19 protein-coding genes (1 of these 19 only partly in view) are annotated in these 19,911 nt (G+C 73.4%); 1 reads left to right on the top strand and 18 read right to left on the bottom strand.

Translation table 11 applies throughout. The annotated features are described in order from the left end of the window. From tyrS to argC, 12 genes are all read right to left on the bottom strand, one after another. A protein-coding gene (gene tyrS / locus EV383_RS11820) for a tyrosine--tRNA ligase (RefSeq protein ID WP_130289961.1) crosses the window boundary here: on the bottom strand, nt 1-676 show its 5' portion. 602 nt of this gene lie to the left of the window's left edge; the window shows 676 of its 1,278 coding nt (coding positions 1-676); its start codon is at nt 674-676; its stop codon lies off the left edge, out of view. A gap of 68 nt (nt 677-744) precedes the next feature. After that, nucleotides 745-1,770, bottom strand: a complete 1,026-nt coding sequence (locus EV383_RS11815) for an iron-siderophore ABC transporter substrate-binding protein (RefSeq protein ID WP_130289960.1) — start codon at nt 1,768-1,770, stop codon at nt 745-747. A 26-nt stretch (nt 1,771-1,796) separates the two neighbouring features. Next, on the bottom strand, nt 1,797-2,429 hold the full coding sequence (locus EV383_RS11810) for a DNA-3-methyladenine glycosylase (RefSeq protein WP_242623037.1): 633 nt from the start codon (nt 2,427-2,429) through the stop codon (nt 1,797-1,799). Between the two features lie 75 nt (nt 2,430-2,504). Beyond that, nucleotides 2,505-3,728 (bottom strand): aspartate aminotransferase type Ic, encoded by a 1,224-nt coding sequence (locus EV383_RS11805; RefSeq protein ID WP_130289959.1) that lies wholly within the window; start codon nt 3,726-3,728, stop codon nt 2,505-2,507. Continuing rightward, nucleotides 3,725-5,137: an argininosuccinate lyase gene (gene argH, locus EV383_RS11800; RefSeq protein WP_130289958.1), complete on the bottom strand. Its 1,413-nt coding sequence runs from the start codon at nt 5,135-5,137 to the stop codon at nt 3,725-3,727. Before argH ends, EV383_RS11805 begins: the two co-directional genes overlap by 4 nt. Further along, a complete protein-coding gene (gene argG, locus EV383_RS11795; RefSeq protein WP_130289957.1) occupies nt 5,137-6,579 on the bottom strand; it encodes an argininosuccinate synthase in 1,443 nt (480 codons plus the stop codon). Before argG ends, argH begins: the two co-directional genes overlap by 1 nt. Before the next feature lie 21 nt (nt 6,580-6,600). Continuing rightward, entirely contained in the window at nt 6,601-7,170 is a 570-nt protein-coding gene (locus tag EV383_RS11790; protein ID WP_130289956.1) for an arginine repressor, read from the bottom strand. 30 nt (nt 7,171-7,200) lie between these two features. Then, nucleotides 7,201-8,121, bottom strand: coding sequence for an ornithine carbamoyltransferase (gene argF, locus EV383_RS11785; RefSeq protein ID WP_130289955.1), 921 nt, complete (start codon nt 8,119-8,121; stop codon nt 7,201-7,203). Next, nucleotides 8,121-9,347 (bottom strand): acetylornithine transaminase, encoded by a 1,227-nt coding sequence (locus EV383_RS11780; protein WP_130289954.1) that lies wholly within the window; start codon nt 9,345-9,347, stop codon nt 8,121-8,123. The genes argF and EV383_RS11780 overlap by 1 nt, the downstream gene beginning before the upstream one ends. Next, the gene (argB, locus tag EV383_RS11775) at nt 9,344-10,270 is read right to left on the bottom strand and encodes an acetylglutamate kinase (RefSeq protein ID WP_423213642.1); all 927 of its coding nucleotides are present in this window, start codon (nt 10,268-10,270) and stop codon (nt 9,344-9,346) included. The genes EV383_RS11780 and argB overlap by 4 nt, the downstream gene beginning before the upstream one ends. After that, on the bottom strand, nt 10,254-11,441 hold the full coding sequence (argJ, locus tag EV383_RS11770; RefSeq protein WP_130289953.1) for a bifunctional glutamate N-acetyltransferase/amino-acid acetyltransferase ArgJ: 1,188 nt from the start codon (nt 11,439-11,441) through the stop codon (nt 10,254-10,256). The genes argB and argJ overlap by 17 nt, the downstream gene beginning before the upstream one ends. After that, nucleotides 11,438-12,472, bottom strand: coding sequence for an N-acetyl-gamma-glutamyl-phosphate reductase (gene argC, locus EV383_RS11765; RefSeq protein ID WP_165438579.1), 1,035 nt, complete (start codon nt 12,470-12,472; stop codon nt 11,438-11,440). Before argC ends, argJ begins: the two co-directional genes overlap by 4 nt. Nucleotides 12,473-12,579: 107 nt before the next feature. Here argC and EV383_RS11760 point away from each other — a divergent pair, with 107 nt between their 5' ends. Continuing rightward, nucleotides 12,580-13,653: a hypothetical protein gene (locus tag EV383_RS11760; protein WP_130289951.1), complete on the top strand. Its 1,074-nt coding sequence runs from the start codon at nt 12,580-12,582 to the stop codon at nt 13,651-13,653. A 72-nt stretch (nt 13,654-13,725) separates the two neighbouring features. Here EV383_RS11760 and pheT read toward each other — a convergent pair whose 3' ends face one another. The 6 genes from pheT to infC form a co-directional block, all read right to left on the bottom strand. After that, a complete protein-coding gene (pheT, locus tag EV383_RS11755; RefSeq protein ID WP_130289950.1) occupies nt 13,726-16,227 on the bottom strand; it encodes a phenylalanine--tRNA ligase subunit beta in 2,502 nt (833 codons plus the stop codon). A 43-nt stretch (nt 16,228-16,270) separates the two neighbouring features. Continuing rightward, nucleotides 16,271-17,332 (bottom strand): phenylalanine--tRNA ligase subunit alpha, encoded by a 1,062-nt coding sequence (gene pheS / locus EV383_RS11750; RefSeq protein ID WP_130289949.1) that lies wholly within the window; start codon nt 17,330-17,332, stop codon nt 16,271-16,273. A 68-nt stretch (nt 17,333-17,400) separates the two neighbouring features. Then, complete coding sequence (locus EV383_RS11745) at nt 17,401-18,228, bottom strand: TrmH family RNA methyltransferase (RefSeq protein ID WP_130289948.1); 828 nt, start codon at nt 18,226-18,228, stop codon at nt 17,401-17,403. A 38-nt stretch (nt 18,229-18,266) separates the two neighbouring features. Further along, nucleotides 18,267-18,653 carry a 50S ribosomal protein L20 gene (gene rplT, locus EV383_RS11740; protein WP_130289947.1) on the bottom strand — a complete coding sequence of 129 codons (387 nt, stop codon included), beginning with the start codon at nt 18,651-18,653 and terminating at the stop codon, nt 18,267-18,269. Nucleotides 18,654-18,755: 102 nt separating this feature from the next. Beyond that, entirely contained in the window at nt 18,756-18,950 is a 195-nt protein-coding gene (rpmI, locus tag EV383_RS11735; RefSeq protein WP_130289946.1) for a 50S ribosomal protein L35, read from the bottom strand. A gap of 88 nt (nt 18,951-19,038) precedes the next feature. Beyond that, nucleotides 19,039-19,659: a translation initiation factor IF-3 gene (infC, locus tag EV383_RS11730; RefSeq protein ID WP_130289945.1), complete on the bottom strand. Its 621-nt coding sequence runs from the start codon at nt 19,657-19,659 to the stop codon at nt 19,039-19,041. Nucleotides 19,660-19,911: the final 252 nt, after the last annotated feature.

Raw genomic sequence — 19,911 nt, 5'->3', positions numbered from 1 at the left:
TGACCAGGGGCGTCGTCAGCGCGTGGACGTGTCCGGACTCCACACGCCGGACAAGCTCCACTCCCCCGACGATGTTGCCCCACTGGTCCGAGCCACCGATCTGGAGCCGGCAACCGTGGCGCCGGTAGAGCTGCAGGTAGTCCTGCGACTGCAGCAGCAGGTAGCTGAACTCGGTGTAGGACATCCCGTCGGCGGCGAGCCGTCGCTTGACCGTCTCCCGCGCGAGCATCGTGTTGACCGGGAAGTGCTTGCCCAGGTCGCGCAGGAACTCGAGCACCGTCTGCTGCCCGGTCCAGTCCAGGTTGTTGACGGTCAGTGCGCCGGTCGGTGAGTCGTCGAACTCGACGAAGCGCTCCAGCTGCCCCCTGATGAGGCCCGTCCACTGCTCGACGGTCTGCTGGTCGTGCAGGTTGCGCTCCCCCACGTCACGCGGGTCACCGATCAGCCCGGTCGCGCCGCCGGCCAGCACGATCGGCCGGTGCCCGGCCTCCTGGAAACGGCGCAGCGTCAGCATCTGCACCAGGTGCCCGGCGTGCAGGCTCGGCGCCGTCGGGTCGAACCCGGCGTACAACGTGACCGGGTCCGGCCCGGCCAGCTCGCGGGCCAGCGCGTCGCGGTCGGTGCTCTGCGCGATCAGGCCGCGCCACTCCAGCTCGTCCAGGATGTCCGTACTCACGAGGCCAATCATGGTCCCCGGTGCGTCCCCGACGCGCGCGGGTTCCGACCTGTCAGCACGGCGCGTCCCTACTGCACGGCGGTGGCGAGCTTCTGCGGCACCGTGTCGAGCACCGACGGCAGGCTGAGCACGCTGGAGAACGTCAGCGCGGCGGCCTCTTTCTCGTCGAAGGTCACGACGCGGTTCTCGCGCACCGCCTGCAGCGCCGCGTAACCGGGCTGGGCCTGGAACGTCGTCCGCTGCTCGTCGGTGTTCGTGATCAGCGCGACGACGTCGGCCTCGTCGAGCCGGCCCAGCTGCTCGGAGCTGAAGGTGCCGTAGAACTTGTCGCCGGCGTTCTGGTCGAACGCGGGCACCCCCCGCATCCCGAGCCCGGCGAAGAACCGGGCGCGCAGGTCCTGCGGCCCCCACACGAAGAACTCGGCCTGGCTGGCCGTGCTCGGCAGCACCCCGGCGACGGTCTTGCCGTTCAGCTGCGGGAACTGCGCCTTCGTCGCGGCGATGCGCGTCTCCAGGTCCGTCACCAGCGTGTCGGCCTCGGCCGCCTTGCCCACGGCCTGACCGGTGAGACGCGTGGCGTCCTGCCACGGCGTCCCGTAGTCGACGAAACCGTTCGGGGCGGCGACGGTGGGCGCGATCCGGGAGTAGGTGTCGTACTGCGCCTGGGTGAGGCCGGCCGAGATCCCGACGATCAGGTCCGGGCGCAGCGCGGCGAGCTGCTCGACGCTGACCTCCCCCACCGGGAGCACCTGCGGCTGCGCGCCGCCGAGACGGTTCTGCGCCCACGGCCAGGTCGCCGACGGCTGCTCGCCGGTGAACTCGCGGATCGCCACCGGCACCACGCCGAGCGCGAGGAGCGCGTCCTGGTCGGTGTAGCCCAGGGACACCACCCGCTGCGGGGCGGCCGGGACCTGCGTCTGCCCGTACTTGTGGGCGACGGTGACCGGCGCCCCACCGGCGGCGCCCCCTCCGGCGGCCGGGTCGGAGCCGCTCCCGCACGCCGCGAGCACACCGCCGCCCAGGACGAGGACGGCGAGAGCGAGGACGAGCCGGACGGGGAGCGAGCGGGTCCGGTTTGCGTAGTTGTCGTGCACGGGCTGAGGCTAGGCTGCCCTGTCCGTCACGTCGAGGGTCTGCGCTCCCGGACCTTGCCCGGCCGGTACCGGCTCACCGCGGGCGAGCCGTCGACCCAGTACCGCCACGGCAGTTCCCGTGCGGCGGCGACGCCCACGCGGGGCCCGGTGCGGATCGACGACGACGCCAGCGCGGGCTCGGCGTACAGCCGGACGCGGGAGGCCGGGTCCGTCACGTCCACGCCGTCGTCCTCGCGGGTGAGGCCGAGCAGCGAGGCCATCCGGGCCGGTCCGCTCGCCAGGTCGGCGTCCTTGCGCGCGGTCGGCCGCCGGGCGCGGGCCAGGGCCGGGTCGGACAGCACCTCACCGGCGCGCAGCAACACGGCCCCGGCCACCCCGTCGACCAGGCAGGTGACGTTCGCGCAGAAGTGCATGCCGTAGACGAAGTAGACGTACAGGTGCCCGGCCGGGCCGAACATCACGGCGTTGCGCGGGGTCTTCCCGCGGTAGCAGTGCGACGCCGGGTCGTCGGCGCCGCGGTAGGCCTCGACCTCGACCAGGCGCACCGCGACCGGCCCCTCCTCGGTGTCGGCCTCGAGCGTGCACCCGAGCAGCCGCTCCGCGGCCGGGAGGACGTCCGTCGCCAGCTCAGAACGGTCCAGCAGCGGTGCCCCGCTCACGGGCGAGCCCGGCCGGTGCGACGACCGGCCGGGCTCCCCCGCCACGGGATCATGGCCCGGGTTCGTGCGTGCCACCTAGCGGCGCGCCAGCGCCAGCTTCAGGCAGACGACGACGCCGGCCATCGCGTTCTCGATCTCGTCGAGCGGCGGCAGGGTCGGGGCCAGACGGATGATCGCGTCCTGCGGGTCCTTGCCGTAGGGGTGCGTCGCGCCGGCCGGGGTCAGCGCGATCCCGGCCTCCTTGGCCAGGCGCACGACCTCGGAGGCGAGCCCGTCGGGCACCACCAGGTTGACGAAGTAGCCGCCCTTGGGATGCGTCCAGGTCACCCCCGGGGTGTCGGAGAACGACTCGGCAAGCAGACGCTCGACCATCGCGAACTTCGGCGCGATCAGCTCCCTGTGCGCGGCCATGTGCGCGCGCAGCCCCTCGCCGTCCTCGAGGAACAGCGCGTGCCGCAGCTGGTTGACCTTGTCCGGGCCGATCGTCCGCTTGGACGCCAGCTTCAGCCACCAGTCGACGTTGGCCTGCGACGCCCCGAAGAACGCCACCCCCGCGCCGGCGAGCGTGATCTTCGACGTGGAGCCGAAGACGAACGGGCGGTCCGGGTTACCGGCCTCGGCGGCCAGCGCCAGGACGTCCGCGACCTCGATCTCGTCGGTGGTCAGGTGGTGCACCGCGTAGGCGTTGTCCCACATGATCCGGAAGTCCGGGGCGGCGGTCGGCATGGCGGCGAGCCGACGGACGGTCTCGTCGGAGTAGACGGCGCCGTCCGGGTTCGAGTACTTCGGCACGCACCAGATGCCCTTGATCGACGGGTCGTCGGCGACGAGCCGCTCGACCTCGTCCATGTCCGGGCCGTCGGCCGTCATCGGCACGGTGACCAGGTCGATGCCGAGGCGCTCGCAGACGCCGTAGTGGCGGTCGTAGCCGGGCACCGGGGCCAGGAACGCGACGCGGCCGGCGTCCACCCAGCGCGTGGGGGCGCCGGGCAGCGCGTTGAGCAGCGCGTTGACGAGCGTGTCGTGCATCAGCTCGAGGCTGCCGTTGTTCCCGGCGATCAGCTGCCCGGCCGGGACCTGCAGGAACGGCGCGAAGATCTCGCGCAGCTCGGGAAGCCCCTGCCCGCCGCCGTAGTTGCGGGTGTCCGTGCCGTCGGCGGCCTTGTGGTTCCCGGCGCCGGGAAGGTCCAGCAGCGGCGCGGCCAGGTCGAGCTGCTCGGCCGAGGGCTTGCCGCGGGTCAGGTCGAGCTTGAGACCCTGCGCCTTCAGCTCCTCGTAAGCGGCTGCGGCGTCGGTCATACGGTTCCTCCGATGAACTCTCGGGCCCCTGCGGCGGTGCGGCGCAGGGTGTCCAGCTGCTCGGCGACGCGGTCGCCCGCGGTGCCGCCGCGCGCGTTCCGCGACGCGATGGAGCCTTCCACGGTCAGTACGTCGCGCACACTCGGGTTCAGGGCCGGGTGCACGCCGGCGAGCTCGTCGTCGGTCAGGTCGGCCAGACCCACGCCGCGCGCCTCGGCGGCGCGGACGCATCCGCCGGCGGCCTCGTGCGCGACCCGGAACGGGACGCCCTGGCGGACGAGCCACTCCGCGACGTCGGTGGCCAGGGTGAACCCGGCCGGGGCCAGCTCGGCGAGCCGCTCGGTGTGGAACTGCAGCGTCGCGACCATCCCGGCGACGGCGGGCAGGAGGAGGTCGAGCTGCTCGACGGAGTCGAACAGCGGCTCCTTGTCCTCCTGCAGGTCCCGGTTGTAGGCCAGCGGCAGACCCTTGAGCGTGGCCATCAGACCGGTCAGGTTCCCGATCAGGCGCCCGGACTTGCCGCGCGCGAGCTCGGCGACGTCCGGGTTCTTCTTCTGCGGCATGATCGAGCTGCCGGTGGAGAACGCGTCGTCGAGCGTGACGTAGGAGAACTCCGCGGTCGCCCAGACGATGACCTCCTCGGCCAGCCGCGACAGGTCCACGCCGATCATGGCCAGCACGAACGCGGCCTCGGCGGCGAAGTCCCGCGACGCCGTCCCGTCGATCGAGTTCTCCGACGAGGAGTCGAAGCCCAGCTCGGCGGCGACCGCCTCCGGGTCCAGCCCGAGCGAGGACCCGGCCAGCGCGCCGGACCCGTACGGCGACACCGCGGCCCGGGAGTCCCAGTCACGCAGGCGGTCCACATCGCGCAGCAGCGCCTGCGCGTGCGCGCCGAGGTGATGGCCCAGCAGGACCGGCTGGGCGTGCTGCAGGTGCGTCCGGCCGGGCATCGCCGCGCCGGGGTGCGCCTGCGCCTGCGCGACGAGCGCGTCGACGACGTCGAGGACCCCGGCCGCGACCCGGCGGGTGGCGTCGCGCAGCCACATCCGGAACTGGGTGGCGACCTGGTCGTTGCGCGAGCGCCCGGCGCGGAGCTTGCCGCCCAGGTCCGGCCCGGCCCGCTCGATCAGCCCGCGCTCGAGGGCGGAGTGCACGTCCTCGTCGTCCGGCGCGGGCCCGAAGGCCCCGCTCTCGACGTCGGCGCCCAGCTCGGCCAGTGCGTCGAGCATGCCGGTCAGCTCGTCGTCGCTGAGCAGCCCGGCCTTCGCCAGCACCCGGGCGTGCGCCTGCGAGCCGCGGACGTCGTACGGGGCCAGGCGCCAGTCGAAGTGCGTGGACTTGCTCAGTGCGGCCAGCGCGTCGGCCGGGCCGGACGCGAACCGCCCGCCCCAGAGCTGGGAGCCCGCCATCAGTCGGTACCCGACTCGAGCGCGGCGTCGTCGAGGGACGTCCCGTGCTCGCGCGCGTCGGTCCCGGCGCCGTCGCGGGCGGCCGCGATCCGGTCGAAGCCGCCCGAGGGCAGCTCGCCGAACAGGGTGCCGTTCTCGACGAGGACCGTCCCCTGGTCCTGCGGCTGCCCGGCGTAGGCCTCCAGCTTGGCGCGGGAGTCGGCGATGTCGAGGTTGCGCATGGTCAGCTGGCCGATCCGGTCCGTCGGGCCGAACGCGGGGTTCTCGACGCGCTCCATCGACAGCCGGTCCGGGTGGTAGGAGAAGCCGGTGCCCTGCGTGTCGAGGATCGAGTAGTCGTCACCGCGGCGCAGGCGGAGCGTGACCGTGCCGGTCACCAGCGAGGCGATCCAGCGCTGCGTCGCCTCGCGCACCATCAGTGCCTGCGGGTCGAGCCAGCGTCCCTCGTAGAGCAGACGGCCGAGCTTGCGGCCCTCGTTGTGGTAGTTGGCGACGGTGTCCTCGTTGTGGATCGCGTTGAGCAGCCGCTCGTAGGCGATGAACAGCAGCGCCATCCCGGGCGCCTCGTAGATGCCGCGCGACTTCGCCTCGATGATCCGGTTCTCGATCTGGTCGGACATGCCCAGACCGTGCCGCCCGCCGACGGCGTTGGCCTCCAGCACCAGGGCGACCTGGTCGTCGAAGCGCTTCCCGTTGATCGCCACCGGGTAACCGGCCTCGAACGTGACGGTGACGTCCTCGGTCTCGATCGCGACCGAGGGGTCCCAGAACTTCACGCCCATGATCGGCTCGACGGTCTCCAGGGACACGTCGAGGTGCTCGAGGGTCTTGGCCTCGTGCGTGGCGCCCCAGATGTTGGCGTCGGTGGAGTACGCCTTCTCCGCCGAGTCGCGGTAGGGCAGGTCGTGCGCGGTGAGCCACCGGCTCATCTCGTCGCGCCCGCCCAGCTCGGAGACGAAGTCGGCGTCGAGCCACGGCTTGTAGATGCGCAGCTCGGGGTTGGCCAGCAGGCCGTAGCGGTAGAACCGCTCGATGTCGTTGCCCTTGAACGTCGACCCGTCGCCCCAGATGTTGACGCCGTCGGCCTGCATCGCGCGCACCAGCAGCGTCCCGGTGACGGCGCGGCCCAGCGGCGTGGTGTTGAAGTACGTGCGGCCCCCGGAGCGCAGGTGGAACGCGCCGCACGCGAGCGCGGCCAGTCCCTCCTCGACCAGCTGCGGGCGGATGTCGACCGCGCGGGCGATCTCCGCCCCGTACTCCTCGGCCCGCGTGGGCACCCCGGAGATGTCCGACTCGTCGTACTGGCCGAGGTCGGCGGTGTAGGTGCACGGGATCCCGCCCTTGTCGCGCATCCAGGCGACCGCCACGGAGGTGTCGAGACCTCCGGAGAAGGCGATGCCGATGCGCTCGCCCTTGGGCAGGGAGCTCAGGACCTTGCTCACGGGATGGATGCTCCTTCTTCTCTACAGCTCGCGCAGGAGCGCGACGAGTTGGTCACCGGTGAGGGGCTCGCGGGCCACCACCATGAGGGTGTCGTCGCCGGCGATGGTGCCGACGACGTCGTGCAGGGCCGCCCGGTCGAGCGCGCTGGCCAGGTAGTGCGCGGCACCGGGCGGGGTGCGCAGTACGGCAAGGTTCCCACTCGCGTCCGCGGAGACGAGCAGCTCCCCCAGCAACCGGGACAACCGGGTGGTGCCGCCCTGGGGCGGGTGGGCGACACCGAAGCCGGGGTTGCCGTCCTCCGGGATCCGGTAGACCGGTGTGCCCCCGTCGGCGCCGCGCAGCTTGACCGCACCCAGCTCGTCCAGGTCCCGCGACAGCGTGGCCTGGGTGGTCTCGATGCCGTGGTGCTCGAGCAGGACGAGCAGCTCGCCCTGGCTGTGCACCGCCCGCTGCCAGATCAGGTCGACGATCGCGGCCTGCCGCGCGACGCGGGTCGCGGCACCGGGGCGGGCCGCCGCCCGTCCGGGCCGGTCGTCGCCGCCCCGCTCGGGTTCCTCGGGGTCGGCCTGGTTCCGCGGGGCCGCCGTCATCGCCGGACCGCCGTCATCGCCGGACCGCCGTCATCGCCGGAGCAGCCACGTCAGCAGCGCCTTCTGCGCGTGCAACCGGTTCTCCGCCTCGTCCCACACCACGCTGGCCGGGCCGTCGAGCACCTCGTCGGTGATCTCGTGGCCGCGGTGCGCGGGCAGGCAGTGCAGCACGATCGCCCCGGGAGCGGCACGCCCGAGCAGCTCGGCGTTGACCTGGTAGGGCCGGAACGGCGCGGTCCGGTCCATGCCGTCGTCCTCCTGGCCCATCGAGACCCAGGTGTCGGCGACGAGCACGTCCGCCCCGGCCACCGCGGCGTGCGGGTCAGCGATCAGCGTGACCGAGCCGCCGGTGGCCTCGGCGCGGGCCTTCGCGTCGCGCAGCACGTCGGAGTCGGGGGTGAACCCGACCGGGGCGGCGATCCGCACGTGCAGGCCCGCCGTGACCCCGCCCAGCAGCAACGAGTGCGCCATGTTGTTGGCACCGTCGCCGAGGTAGGTCAGCGTCAGCCCGGCCAGGCGGCCGAAGCGCTCGCGGATCGTCTGCAGGTCGGCCAGCACCTGGCACGGGTGGAACATGTCCGTGAGCGCGTTGACGACCGGGACCCGCGACACCGATGCCATGGCCTCGATCCGCTCCTGACCGGACGTGCGCCACACGATCGCGTCCACGTAGCGCGACAGGACCCGCGAGGTGTCCTCGATCGACTCGCCGCGGCCGAGCTGGCTCGTCGTGCCGTCGAGGATCACCGGCGTCCCGCCGAGCTCGGCGATGCCGACCTCGAACGAGACCCGGGTGCGGGTCGAGGACTTGTCGAACACGACCGCGACCGACCGCGGGCCCGCCAGCGGGCGGTGCTCGAACCGGTCGGCCTTCATCGTGACGGCCAGGTCCAGCACCTCGAGCTGCTCCTGCGGCGACAGGTCGTCGTCGCGCAGGAAGTGCCGGACCATCACGCCCGCCCGTCGTCCGATGGCCGCGACCGGTCCAGGATCCCGGGCAGCGCACCCAGGAACTCAGCGGCCTCCTCGTCGGAGAACGTCAGGGCCGGGGCCAGGCGGATGCGGTCCGGGACCGCGTTGTTCACCAGGTAGCCGGCCTCCCGCGCGGACGCCGCGACCTGGGCCGACACCGGCTCGGCCAGGCCGACGCCGATGTGCAGCCCGGCGCCGCTGACGTCGGTGACCAGCGGGTGCCCGAGGGCCTCGATGCCGGTGGCGATCTCCTTGCCGAGCCGGTCGACGTGCGCGAGCAGGCCGTCGTCGGCGATCGTCTCCAGGACGGCGAGCGCCGCGGCGCACGCCACCGGGTTCCCGCCGAACGTGGTGCCGTGCTGGCCGGGCTCGAGCAGCGCGGCGGCGTCGCCGATCCCGACGCAGGCGCCGATCGGCAGGCCCCCGCCCAGGCCCTTGGCCAGCGTGATCACGTCCGGGACGATGCCCAGCGGCTGGTGGGCGAACCAGGCCCCGGTGCGCCCGATCCCGGTCTGCACCTCGTCGAGCACCAGCAGCGCGCCGCGCTCGGCGGTGATCCGCCGCGCCTCGGCGAGATAGCCCTCGGGCGGGACGATGACGCCGGCCTCGCCGAGGATCGGCTCCAGGAACACCGCGGCGGTGTCGGAGGTGACGGCGGCGTCGAGCGCGTCGACGTCACCGAACGGGATGTGCGAGACCCCGCCCGGCATCGGCTCGAACGGCGCCCGCTTGGCCGGCTGCCCGGTGAGCGCCAGCGCGCCCATCGTGCGTCCGTGGAACGCGCCCTCGCAGGCGATGATCTCCGGGCGGCCGGTGCGCCGCGCGATCTTGAACGCGGCCTCGTTGGCCTCGGCGCCGGAGTTGCCGAACAGCACGCGCGCGTCGCTGCGGCCGAGCAGACCGAGCAGGCGCTCTGCGAGCTGCAGCGGCGGCTCGGTGATGAAGAAGTTCGACGTGTGGCCCAGCGTGGAGATCTGGTGGGTCACCGCCTCGACGATCGCCGGATGGGCGTGGCCCAGGGCGTTCACCGCGATGCCGGAGTAGAGGTCGAGGTAGCGGCGGCCCTCGGCGTCCCACACCTCGGACCCGGAGCCGCGGACCAGCGTCAGCGGCGGGGTGCCGTAGTTGTTCATCAGCGCGGACTGCCAGCGCTGTGCGTTCGTGGCCGGGGCATCGGTCGGCTGTGTGTCCGTGGGCTGGGTCATGACGGGACCACCATGGTTCCGACTCCTTCGGTGGTGAAGACCTCGAGCAGGACCGAGTGCGGCACCCGCCCGTCGATCACGTGGGCTTGTGCGACCCCGCCGCGCACCGCGCGCAGGCAGGCCTCCATCTTCGGCGCCATCCCGCTCTCCAGCCGGGGCAGCATCGGCTCCAGCTCGTCCGCGGTCAGCGACGCGATGATCGACTCGGGGTCGGGGTAGTTGCGGTAGAGGCCCTGGACGTCGGTGAGCACGACGAGCTTCGCCGCGCCCAGAGCGCTCGCCAGTGCCGCGGCGGCGCTGTCGGCGTTGATGTTGTGCACCTGGCCGTCGACGTCCGGGGCGACGCCGGCGACGACCGGGATCCGCCCGGCGGCGACAATGTCGAGCACCGCGTCCGGGTTCACCGTCGTCACGTCGCCGACCAGGCCGATGTCGACCGGCTCGCCGCCGACCAGCGCGGTGCGCTTCTCCGCGGTGAACAGGTTCGCGTCCTCGCCGGACATGCCGACCGCCAGCGGACCGTGCTGGTTGATCAGGCCGACGAGCTCGCGCCCGACCTGCCCGACCATGACCATCCGGACCACGTCCATCGTCTCCGGCGTGGTGACCCGCAGCCCGCCGCGGAACTCCCCGGACAGGCCCAGGCGCGCGAGCATCGCGGTGATCTGCGGGCCGCCGCCGTGCACGACGACCGGGTGGATCCCCGCCAGGCGCAGGAACACCATGTCCCGGGCGAAGGCCTGCTTGAGCTCCTCGTCGATCATCGCGTTGCCGCCGTACTTCACGACGACGACGCGGCCGTGGAAGCGTTGCAGCCAGGGCATCGCCTCGGCCAGGACGCCCGCCTTCTCCTGCGCCCGCTTGATCCGGGTCGGAGTCTCGGGAGCGGGCGTCCCGGGCGTGGGGTCAGGAGGAGTAGGCACTGTTCTCCTCCACGTAGGCGTGCGACAGGTCGGTGGTGCGGATCTCCGCGGTCCCGTCTCCCAGCCCGAGTGCGACCTCGACGAGGACGTCTTTGCCGGACAGGTCGCAGTCGTTGCGGTCCCCCGCCACGACGGCGCCGCGGCAGAGCAGCACGCCGTTGATCGTCACGTCGAGGGTCTCCGGCTCGACCGCCGCGTCGGCGTACCCGGCGGCGGCCGCGACCCGGCCCCAGTTCGGGTCCGATCCGAACATCGCGGTCTTGACCAGCGCGTCCCGGGCGACGGTGCGGGCGACGATCACGGCGTCGTCCTCGGTGGCGGCGCCGGTGACGCGGACGGTGATGCGCTTGGTGACGCCCTCGGCGTCGGCCTGCATCTGCGCGGCGAGGTCCTTGCACACCACCGTCAGCGCCGCGGTGAACGCCGCCGGGTCGGCCTCGACGCCGGACGCACCGGAGGCCAGGAGCAGCACCGTGTCGTTGGTCGACATGGACCCGTCGACGTCGAGGCGGTCGAAGCTGAGCCGGACGGCCTCGTGCAGTGCCGCGTCGAGCTGCGGCTGGTCCAGCGCGGCGTCGGTGGTGATCACCGACAGCATGGTGGCCATCGACGGGGCGATCATCCCGGCGCCCTTGGTGGTGCCACCGATGCTCCAGCCCGCCGGGTCGGTGGCGCCGGCCTGCTTCGGCACGGTGTCGGTGGTCATGATCGCCGCGGCGACGCCGGAGCCGCCCTCGGCCGCGTCGGTCAGCTCGGCGGCGACCTTGTCCACCCCGGCCAGCACGGTGTCGCGCGGCAGCTGGGCGCCGATCAGGCCGGTGGAGCAGACCGCGACCTCGACCGCGCCGCAGCCGAGCACCTCGCCGACCCGCTCGGCCGTGGCGTGCGCGGTCTGGAAACCCTCCGGGCCGGTGCAGGCGTTGGCGCCGCCGGAGTTCAGGACGACCGCGCGCAGCGCGCCGGTGGTGAGGACCTGCTGGGTCCAGAGCACCGGGGCGGCCTTGACCTTGTTGCGGGTGACGACACCCGCGGCGTCGAACCGTGGCCCGTCGTTGACGACGAGGGCCAGGTCGGCGCGGCCGGAGGCCTTGATCCCGGCGGCGATGCCCGCCGCGCGGAAGCCCTTCGGCGACGTGACACCGGTGGGGGCCCCGTCGGTGTTCTCGCTCATGGCGCCACTCCCGTCGTCGGCAGGCCGGAGGTCTCGGGCAGGCCCAGGGCCAGGTTCATGCACTGGATCGCGCCGCCCGCGGTGCCCTTGGTGAGGTTGTCGATCGCGGCGACGACGATCAGCCGGCGCGCGTCCGGGTCGACCGTGACCTGCAGCGCCGCGACGTTGGAGCCCAGCGTCGACGACGTCGCCGGCCAGCTGCCCTCCGGCAGCAGCCGCACGAACGGCTCGTCGGCGTAGGCCTTCTCGTAGGCCTCCCGCGCGGCGGCCGCGTCGGCACCGGAGGCCGTCAGCGGAGCCGAGCAGGACGCGAGGATGCCGCGCGGCAGCGGCGCGAGGACCGGGGTGAAGCTCACCGACACCGTCCGCCCGTAGGCGCCGGAGAGGTTCTGCACGATCTCCGGGGTGTGCCGGTGCGCGCCGCCGACGCCGTAGGCCGACAGCGAGCCCATCACCTCGGCACCGAGCAGGTGCGGCTTGAGCGCCTTGCCGGCGCCGGACGTCCCGGTCACGGCCGTGATCACCACGTCCGGCTCGACGAGCCCGGCGACCAGCGCCGGGAACAGCGCGAGGCTGATCGCCGTCGGGTAGCAGCCGGGGACGGCGACCCGGCTCGCGCCACGCAGCGCGTCACGGGCACCGGGCAGCTCGGGCAGGCCGTAGGGCCAGTGACCGGCGTGCTCGCCGCCGTACCAGCGGTCCCAGGCTGCGGCGTCGGACAGGCGGTGGTCGGCACCGCAGTCGATCACCAGGGTGTCCTCGCCCAGCTGCGCCGCCAGCTCGGCCGAGCGGCCGTGCGGCAGTGCGAGGAAGACGACGTCGTGCCCGGCCAGGTTCTCGGCGGTGCTCTCGGCGAGCACGCGGTCGGCCAGCGGCAGCAGGTGCGGCTGGTGCTCGCCCAGTGCCGTCCCCGCGTTCCCGCCGGCCGTCAGCGTGCCGATCTCGACGTCCGGGTGCGTGAGGAGCAGCCGGAGCAGCTCACCTCCGGCGTACCCGCTGGCTCCCGCCACTGCGATGCGTACCACGTGGATGATTATGCAGACCCGTGAAATCTGATGCAACGCGGGGTCGGTCACGATCGTGACCGGGTCGGCGGATCGCCCACGGGGTGCGGGGCGGCGACCCTAGCGTGCCGCGCGTGCGTGGGACGTGGGTGCGGGTGCGCGGCGGGATCGCCGCCGTGGTGTGCGGAACGGTGCTGGCCGGGACGGCGGCGGGCTGCGCCCAGACCGTGCCCGGCACTCCCTACGCGGAGGGCGAGAGCCCCCCTGCGGCGTCGGCCGGGGCCGGTGACGAGCCCGCCTCGGGCGCCGAGCCGGGCACGCCGGAACCGACCTCGTCCCCGCCGACCAGCTTCTCCGTCCCGGGTGCGCTGCCGTCGGGCCGCCCGACCGTCACGGTGCAGCCGATGCCGGGCACGCCCACCACCCGCTACCCGATGCCGCTCGACGACCCACCGTCCGGGCAGCAGGCCCCGCCCGATCTGCAGGCCCCGCTCGCGCCGACGGCGGTCATCGACCCGCCGGACGTCGCCGGGCAGCTGCGGCGCACCGTCGTCCCGCAGCGGCCCCGCACCGCGACGCCCGAGCAGGGCTCCCGCGCGGCGGCGGCTCCCGCACCCCCGGCAGCCGCACCCCGCCCGAATGCCGCCGGCCCCAGTGCCCCCGGCCCCAGCGCCCCCGGCCCGAACGCACCCCGCCCGGCCACACCCCGCCCGGCGTCACCGGGGCCCGGGGTGCCGAACGCCGCCGCACCCGGATCCGGGGGATCCGGACCGACGCCGGGGGCGGCCGGGCCTCTGACCTCGGACGTCGTCCCGGACGAATGTCTGCTCGACGCGCGGGGTTTCGGCGCGCTGCTGGGCGCGTCGGTGCCTGCCCCGGCCAACCACGTCGTCACGCGCCCCGGCGGCGCCACCACGCGGAGCTGCTTCGCGGTCGCGACGTCCGGGTCCCCCGCACCGACGGCCTCGGTCAACGTCTACCGGGTCAACACCGGCACGCCGGTCGCGTTCCTGCGGACCGCCACCGGGTCCCGGCCGTTGACCGGCGTCGGAGACGGCGCCGTGCTCGTCGACACCGTCGGCGGTCCGACGCTGCAGATCGCCACCCCGACGCTCCTGGTCACGATCGCCGCCGCGGGCCGCACCCCCACCGACGACGCGTGGCGGACGGCCGGGCGGGCGGCCGTCGCCTCGCTGCCACGACGCTGACCATGGTCAACGGGGCGTCACGGCTGTTCGATCATGGGTCGGCAGCACTGATGTCCCGTTGACCATGAAGCGTCAGCGCAGCGTGACCCCGTGGCGGCGGGTGGCCTCGGCGACGGCGGCGTCGCGCGCGGCGTTCGCCTCCTCGTTCGTCAGCGTCCGGTCCGGGGCACGCATGCGAAGCTTGAACGCCAGCGAGTGCTTGCCCTCGCCGACCTGTTCGCCGGTATAGACGTCGAAGAGCCGCACGGCCTCGAGCAGGTCTCCCCCGCCGTCGGTCAGCGCGTCGGCCACCTCGGCGGCCGGGACGTCGTCGGCGGTCACGAGCGCCACGTCGACCGCGACCGGTGGGAACCCGGAAACGGTCGGGACCGGCAGGTTCTCGGTCAGCGGGATCGCGTCGAGGTCGAGTTCCATCGCCGCGGTCCGGGCCGGGAGCCCGAGGGCCTCGACGACCTTGGGGTGCAGCTCGCCCGCGTAGCCGACGATCCAGTCCCCCACCCGCAGCGCCGCGCAGCGTCCCGGGTGCCAGGGCAGGTGGTCGGCCTTGGTCACCCGCAGCTCGACACCGGACGCGGCGCCGACCAGGCGGGCCGACTCGATCGCGTCCGACCAGGCGGCGGCGCGGCCACGGCCCCACCACCCACGCGGGTCGCGGTCCCCGGCCAGCACGACGGCGACGTGCGTGGGCTGGGCCGGGAGCGCGGCACGGATCGCGGCGTACTCGGCGTCGGTGGGGCGGCGTGACACCGGCGGGTCCGGCATCGGCGCCGGGTCGGCGTGCGGCAGCACGACCTGACCGAGCGTGTACAGCGCCAGGTCCTCGGTGCCGCGGGACCGGTTGCGCACCAGCATGTCCAGCAGGCCGGGCAGCAGCGTCGTGGTGAGCCGGGCGCGCTCGGCGTCGAGCGGGTTGCTGACGGCGACAGTGCGGCGCCGGACGTCGTCGGCGGGCAGGCCGAACGCGTCCCAGACGGTCTCGGCGACGAACGGGAACGGCAGTACCTCGACGTGCCCGGCCTCGGCCAGCGCACGGGAGACCGCGCGACGGCGCAGCTGAGAGCCGGTGAGCCCGTGTCCGGGCGGAGCGGCGGGCAGCGTCGAGGGGATCGTGTCGTAGCCCTCGAGGCGCAGCACCTCCTCGACCAGGTCGGCGGGCTGGCGCAGGTCAGGGCGCCAGGTGGGCGGGGTCGCGACGACCTGTCCCTGCCCGTCGGCGCCGGTGTCGAGCTCGATCCGGCAACCGACCTGGCCCAGCCGGCGCGCGGTCGCCCCGCGCGGGTAGGCCACGCCGGCCGTGCGGTCGGGCAGCGACAGCGGCATCCGCACCGCGTCGACGGCGGGGACGCCGCCCTCGTCGGTGCGTCCGTCGGCGAGCGTGCCGCCGCCGAGCTCGACGAGCAGCTGCGCCGCGCGCTCGGCCGCGACCGGCGGCAGAGCCGGGTCGACGACCCGCTCGAAGCGCCGCGACGCCTCGCTGGGCAGCTTGTGCCGCCGCGCGGAGCGGGCGATGCCGGCCGGGTCGAAGTGCGCGGCCTCCAGCAGAACGTCCACACGGGCGTCGGCACCCAGGTCGGCGAGCGCGGGAATCTCCGTGCTCGCCCCGCCCATGACGCCGGCCAGGCCGATCGGGCCCGAGTCGTCGGTGATCAGCAGGTCGTCGACGTCGAGCGTGCGGGTCGCGTCGTCGAGCGTCCGCAGGGTCTCCCCCGCGCTCGCCCGGCGGACGGCGATCGTGCCGGTGACGCGGGAGGCGTCGTAGGCGTGCAGCGGCTGGCCGAGGTCGAGCATCACGTAGTTGGTGACGTCGACGATCAGCGAGATCGGGCGCATACCGGCCGCGAGCAGGCGTCGCTGCATCCACCACGGCGACGGAGCGGCCGGGTCGACGCCGTCGACGCGGCGGACGACGAACCGCGGGCACCGGCCGGTGTCATCGATCCGGACCGGCCAGGCGTCGCCGTCGGTCTGCGGTACCCGGACCCGGGTGACCGGGTCGGTGAAGTCGGCGTCGGTGGACACGGCCAGCTCGCGGGCCAGGCCGCGGACGGCGAAGCAGTAGCCGCGGTCCGGGGTGACGGCCAGCTCGACGACGGCCTCGTCGAGACCGAGCAGGGGCATCGCGTCGTCGCCGGGCTCGGCGGTGCCCGGGGGCAGCACGAGGATGCCGGCGTGGTCGGCGCCGAGGCCGAGCTCCTTGGCCGAGGCGATCATGCCGTCGGAGACGTGGCCGTAGGTCTCGCGGGAGGTGATCGCGAACCCGCCGGGCAGCACGGCACCCGGTTCGGAGACGACCACGAGGTCGCCGACGGAGAAGTTCCGTGCGCCGCAGACGATCCCGCGGCTGCGGCCGTCCTCGAAGCCGACCTGGCAGTACCGGATCGGCTTCTTGAACTCCGTCAGCTCCTCGATCTCGTCGACGCGCCCGACGGTGAGCGGGCCGGTGATCTCGGGGGCCGGGTGGATCTCCTCGACCTCGAGACCGACCCGGACGAACGCGTCGCCGACCTCGTCGACGGACGCGGGCAGGGCCGCGGCGTCGAGGTGCTCGGAGAGCCAGGACACGGTCACACGCACTTGAGAAACTCCTCGGGAAGAAAGGCAGATCGGGAGGCTGTGATCAGACGCCGAACGCGGTGGAGAACCGCACGTCGCCCTCGACCATGTCCCGCATGTCCGGGATGCCGTTGCGGAACATCAGGGTCCGCTCGATGCCCATGCCGAACGCGAACCCGGTGTGCACGTCCGGGTCGATCCCGCAGGCGCGCAGGACGTTCGGGTTGACCATGCCGGAGCCGCCCCACTCGACCCAGCCGGCGCCGCCCTTCTTCTGCGGGAACCACAGGTCCACCTCGCCGCTGGGCTCGGTGAACGGGAAGTACGACGGGCGCATCCGGGTCCGCGCGTCCGGGCCGAACATGGCGCGCGCGAACGCGTCCAGGGTGCCCTTGAGGTGCGCCATCGTCAGTCCCTCGTCCACGGCCAGGCCCTCGACCTGGTGGAACACCGGGGTGTGCGTGGCGTCGAGCTCGTCGGTCCGGAACGTCCGTCCGGGGCAGACGACGTAGACCGGCAGCTCGCGCTCGAGCAGCGACCGGACCTGCACCGGTGAGGTGTGCGTGCGCAGGACGGTGCCCGAGTCCTGGCCGCCTTCTCCCAGGTAGAACGTGTCCTGCATGGTGCGCGCCGGGTGGTCCTTGCCGAAGTTCAGCGCGTCGAAGTTCAGCCAGGACGCCTCGACCTCGGGGCCCTCGGCGACCTCCCAGCCCATCCCGACGAAGATGTCGGCGATCCGCTCGGAGATCTGCGTGATCGGGTGCCGGGCACCGCGCGGGTGCCGGTCCCAGGGCAGGGTGACGTCGACCGACTCCTCGGCCAGCACCCGGGCGTCACGCTCCTCCACGAGCACGGCACGGCGCTCGTCGAAGGCGGCCTGGGCCTCCTGGCGGGCGGCGTTGACGCGCTTGCCGGCGTCCGCGCGCTCCGGGCCGGGCAGCGAGCCGAGCTCGCGGCGGGCCAGCGGGATCGGGCCCCGGTCGCCGAGGTGGGCGGGCTTGACCGCGGCCAGCGCGTCCAGATCCGTCGCGGCGTCGAACGCGGCACGCGCCGCCTCGACGGCGGCCTTCAGCGCGTCCGGGTCCAGCGGGTTCACGGCGGTCTCGCTCGTGGGCTCGTCACTCATGATGCGACCGATCCTAGAGGGGGCGGGCGAGCCGTTTCCCCGCAGGTCGGATGGCGCTCCGGCCGCGCTCAGGGTGCGATCGGGGCACCGGCGGCGGCCCGCGCGGCGACCGAGGCGTAGAGGCAGATCGCGGCCGCGGTGGCCAGGTTCAGGCTCTCCGCACGGCCGTGGATCGGCACCCGTACCCGGTGGTCGGCCGCCACCAGCACCTCGGCGCCGGGACCGTGCGCCTCGTTGCCGAGGACCCACGCGACCGGGCCGGCGAGCAGCGGCGCGGCTGCCGGGTCGTGCAGGTCGACCTCGCCGCGCCCGTCGGCGACAAGCGTGACCAGCCCGGCGCCGCGGCACGCGTCCAGCACGGCGGGGGCGTCCCGGTCCCGGGCCAGCGGGAGGTGGAACACGCTCCCGGTCGAGGCGCGGACGGCCTTGCCGTTGTGCGGGTCCACGGTGTCCCCGGCGAGCAGGACGGCGTCGCACCCGGCCGCGTCGGCCACGCGGGTCACGGTGCCGACGTTGCCCGGGTCGGAGATCCCGGCGCAGACGGCGACGAACGAGGGGGCGTCCCCGAGTGCGACGGCGACCGGCACGTCGAGCAGGTCGCACACGGCGACCAGACCCTGCGGGGTGACCGTGTCCGACAGCCCGGCCGCCGCCGCGTCGGTCACCGGGACGACCGGGACGCCGCGTTCCCGCGCCCGCTCGACGAGCTCCGGGTTCCGCAGCGACGCGGTGCCGGTGACGAACAGCTCGTGCATCCGGCCGTCCCAGTCCAGCGCTTCGCGGACGGCCTGCGCACCCTCCACGAGGAAACGCCCGGCCCGATCGCGTCCCGCACGGCGCAGCAACTTGCGTGCTGCGACGACGCGCGGTGTGCGCTCGGTGCCGGGCGTCGCCACGGAACCTGGTGCTGCCTTACCCGGGGTGCGGGGCCTGATCAGGCCGCCGACTCCTGCTGGGTGCCCGGCTCGGGCAGGTTCTCCTTGGCGATCTTCACCAGGGCGGCGAAGGCGGCCGGGTCGCTGATCGCGATCTCGGAGAGGTTCTTGCGGTCGACCTCGACACCCGCGGCCTTGAGGCCCTGGATGAAGCGGTTGTAGGTCATGTCGTTCGCGCGGGCCGCGGCGTTGATCCGGGTGATCCACAGCTGCCGGAAGTCGCCCTTGCGCGCGCGACGGTCCCGGTAGGCGTAGTTCATGGAGTGGAGCATCTGCTCCTTGGCCTTGCGGTACAGCCGCGAACGCTGTCCGCGGTAGCCGGCGGCCGACTCCAGCGTGGTGCGACGCTTCTTCTGGGCGTTCGTCGCGCGCTTCACGCGTGCCATGGGTCTGTCCTGTCTCTCGGGGAACCGCGCGGTGCGGGGGTGGTCGTCACCGGCGGCGGGTGTACAGCGGGAAAGCGGATCCTGACGGCGCTGAAGGCGCTGTCAGCGACCGAGCAGCTTCTTGACGCGCTTCACGTCGGCCTTGGCGAGCGGGACGATGCCGGACAGGTCGCGGGTCTCCTTGCTCGACTTGACCTCCATCCGGTGCCGCAGACCGGTCTGCTGGCGCATGAGCTTGCCGCTCCCGGTGGTGCGGATCCGCTTCGCGGTCCCCTTGTGCGTCTTGTTCTTGGGCATGGTTGATCCGTTCGCCGTGACGTCGCCCCAGAGGGGGACGTCGGGTGTACTGCGTCCCGGCCCCGCCGCGTGGCGGGGCCGGAGGTTCTCAGGCTTCGACCTCGGCGGGCGCCTCGGCCGGTGCCTCGGAGGCGTTCGACGACGAGGGCTTCTTGCCGGGCTTCTTCGTCGGAGCCAGCACCATCGTCATGTTCCGGCCGTCCTGTTTCGGACTGGCCTCGACGACGGCGAGGTCACCGATGTCCTCGGCGAGGCGCTGCAGCAGCCGGTATCCCAGCTCCGGGCGCGACTGCTCGCGTCCACGGAACATGATGGTGACCTTGACCTTGTTGCCGCCTTCGAGGAAGCGGATGACGTGCCCGCGCTTCGTCTCGTAGTCGTGCTTGTCGATCTTCGGCCGGAGCTTCTGCTCCTTGATCACCGTCAGCTGCTGGTTGCGCCGGGACTCGCGGGCCTTCTGCGCGCTCTCGTACTTGAACTTGCCGTAGTCCATGAGCTTGCAGACCGGCGGGCGGGCCTGAGCCGCGACCTCGACCAGGTCGAGCTCGGACTCCTGTGCCAGCCGCAGGGCGTCCTCGATACGCACGATGCCGACCTGCTCCCCGTTCGGGCCGACGAGTCGGACCTCCGGAACGCGGATGCGGTCGTTGATGCGTGTCTCTGTGGTGATGGGGTCTCCTCGGTGTCGCTGATGTGTCGGCGACGACAAGAGAGAGACCCGTTGATCAGCCGAGGGACGGCGAATACGCCGAACCGGCCGGACCAGGACCCGTTCACCTCTCGGCTGACGGGTGGGAGCGGGGCTCCTCTTGACGCCCTGACACACGAATCAACGCGCACCAGGGTGGTCGCATTCCGAACAGTAACAGGTGCCGCGTCCGGCGCGGGCCCCACCCCGTGCCCCCGGCCTGCCGGAACGGCGGCCGGGCGGCGAACGGTACTTCTTCCGGGTGACTGTGCG

This window comes from Pseudonocardia sediminis, assembly GCF_004217185.1.
Classification (GTDB): Bacteria; Actinomycetota; Actinomycetes; order Mycobacteriales; family Pseudonocardiaceae; genus Pseudonocardia; species Pseudonocardia sediminis.
The sequence above is the reverse complement of the archived record's forward strand: the minus strand, read 5'-3'. Positions and strand labels throughout refer to the sequence as shown.

Coding starts and splice junctions, on each gene's coding strand:
- EV383_RS11805 (WP_130289959.1), bottom strand. CDS start 3,728: ATGACCGACGCCGCAGCCGCTTACGAGGAGCTGAAGGCGCAGGGTCTC.
- EV383_RS11780 (WP_130289954.1), bottom strand. CDS start 9,347: ATGACCCAGCCCACGGACACACAGCCGACCGATGCCCCGGCCACGAAC.
- rplT (WP_130289947.1), bottom strand. CDS start 18,653: ATGGCACGCGTGAAGCGCGCGACGAACGCCCAGAAGAAGCGTCGCACC.
- pheS (WP_130289949.1), bottom strand. CDS start 17,332: ATGAGTGACGAGCCCACGAGCGAGACCGCCGTGAACCCGCTGGACCCG.
- EV383_RS11790 (WP_130289956.1), bottom strand. CDS start 7,170: ATGACGGCGGCCCCGCGGAACCAGGCCGACCCCGAGGAACCCGAGCGG.
- argH (WP_130289958.1), bottom strand. CDS start 5,137: ATGGCGGGCTCCCAGCTCTGGGGCGGGCGGTTCGCGTCCGGCCCGGCC.
- rpmI (WP_130289946.1), bottom strand. CDS start 18,950: ATGCCCAAGAACAAGACGCACAAGGGGACCGCGAAGCGGATCCGCACC.
- argF (WP_130289955.1), bottom strand. CDS start 8,121: ATGGTCCGGCACTTCCTGCGCGACGACGACCTGTCGCCGCAGGAGCAG.
- argJ (WP_130289953.1), bottom strand. CDS start 11,441: ATGAGCGAGAACACCGACGGGGCCCCCACCGGTGTCACGTCGCCGAAG.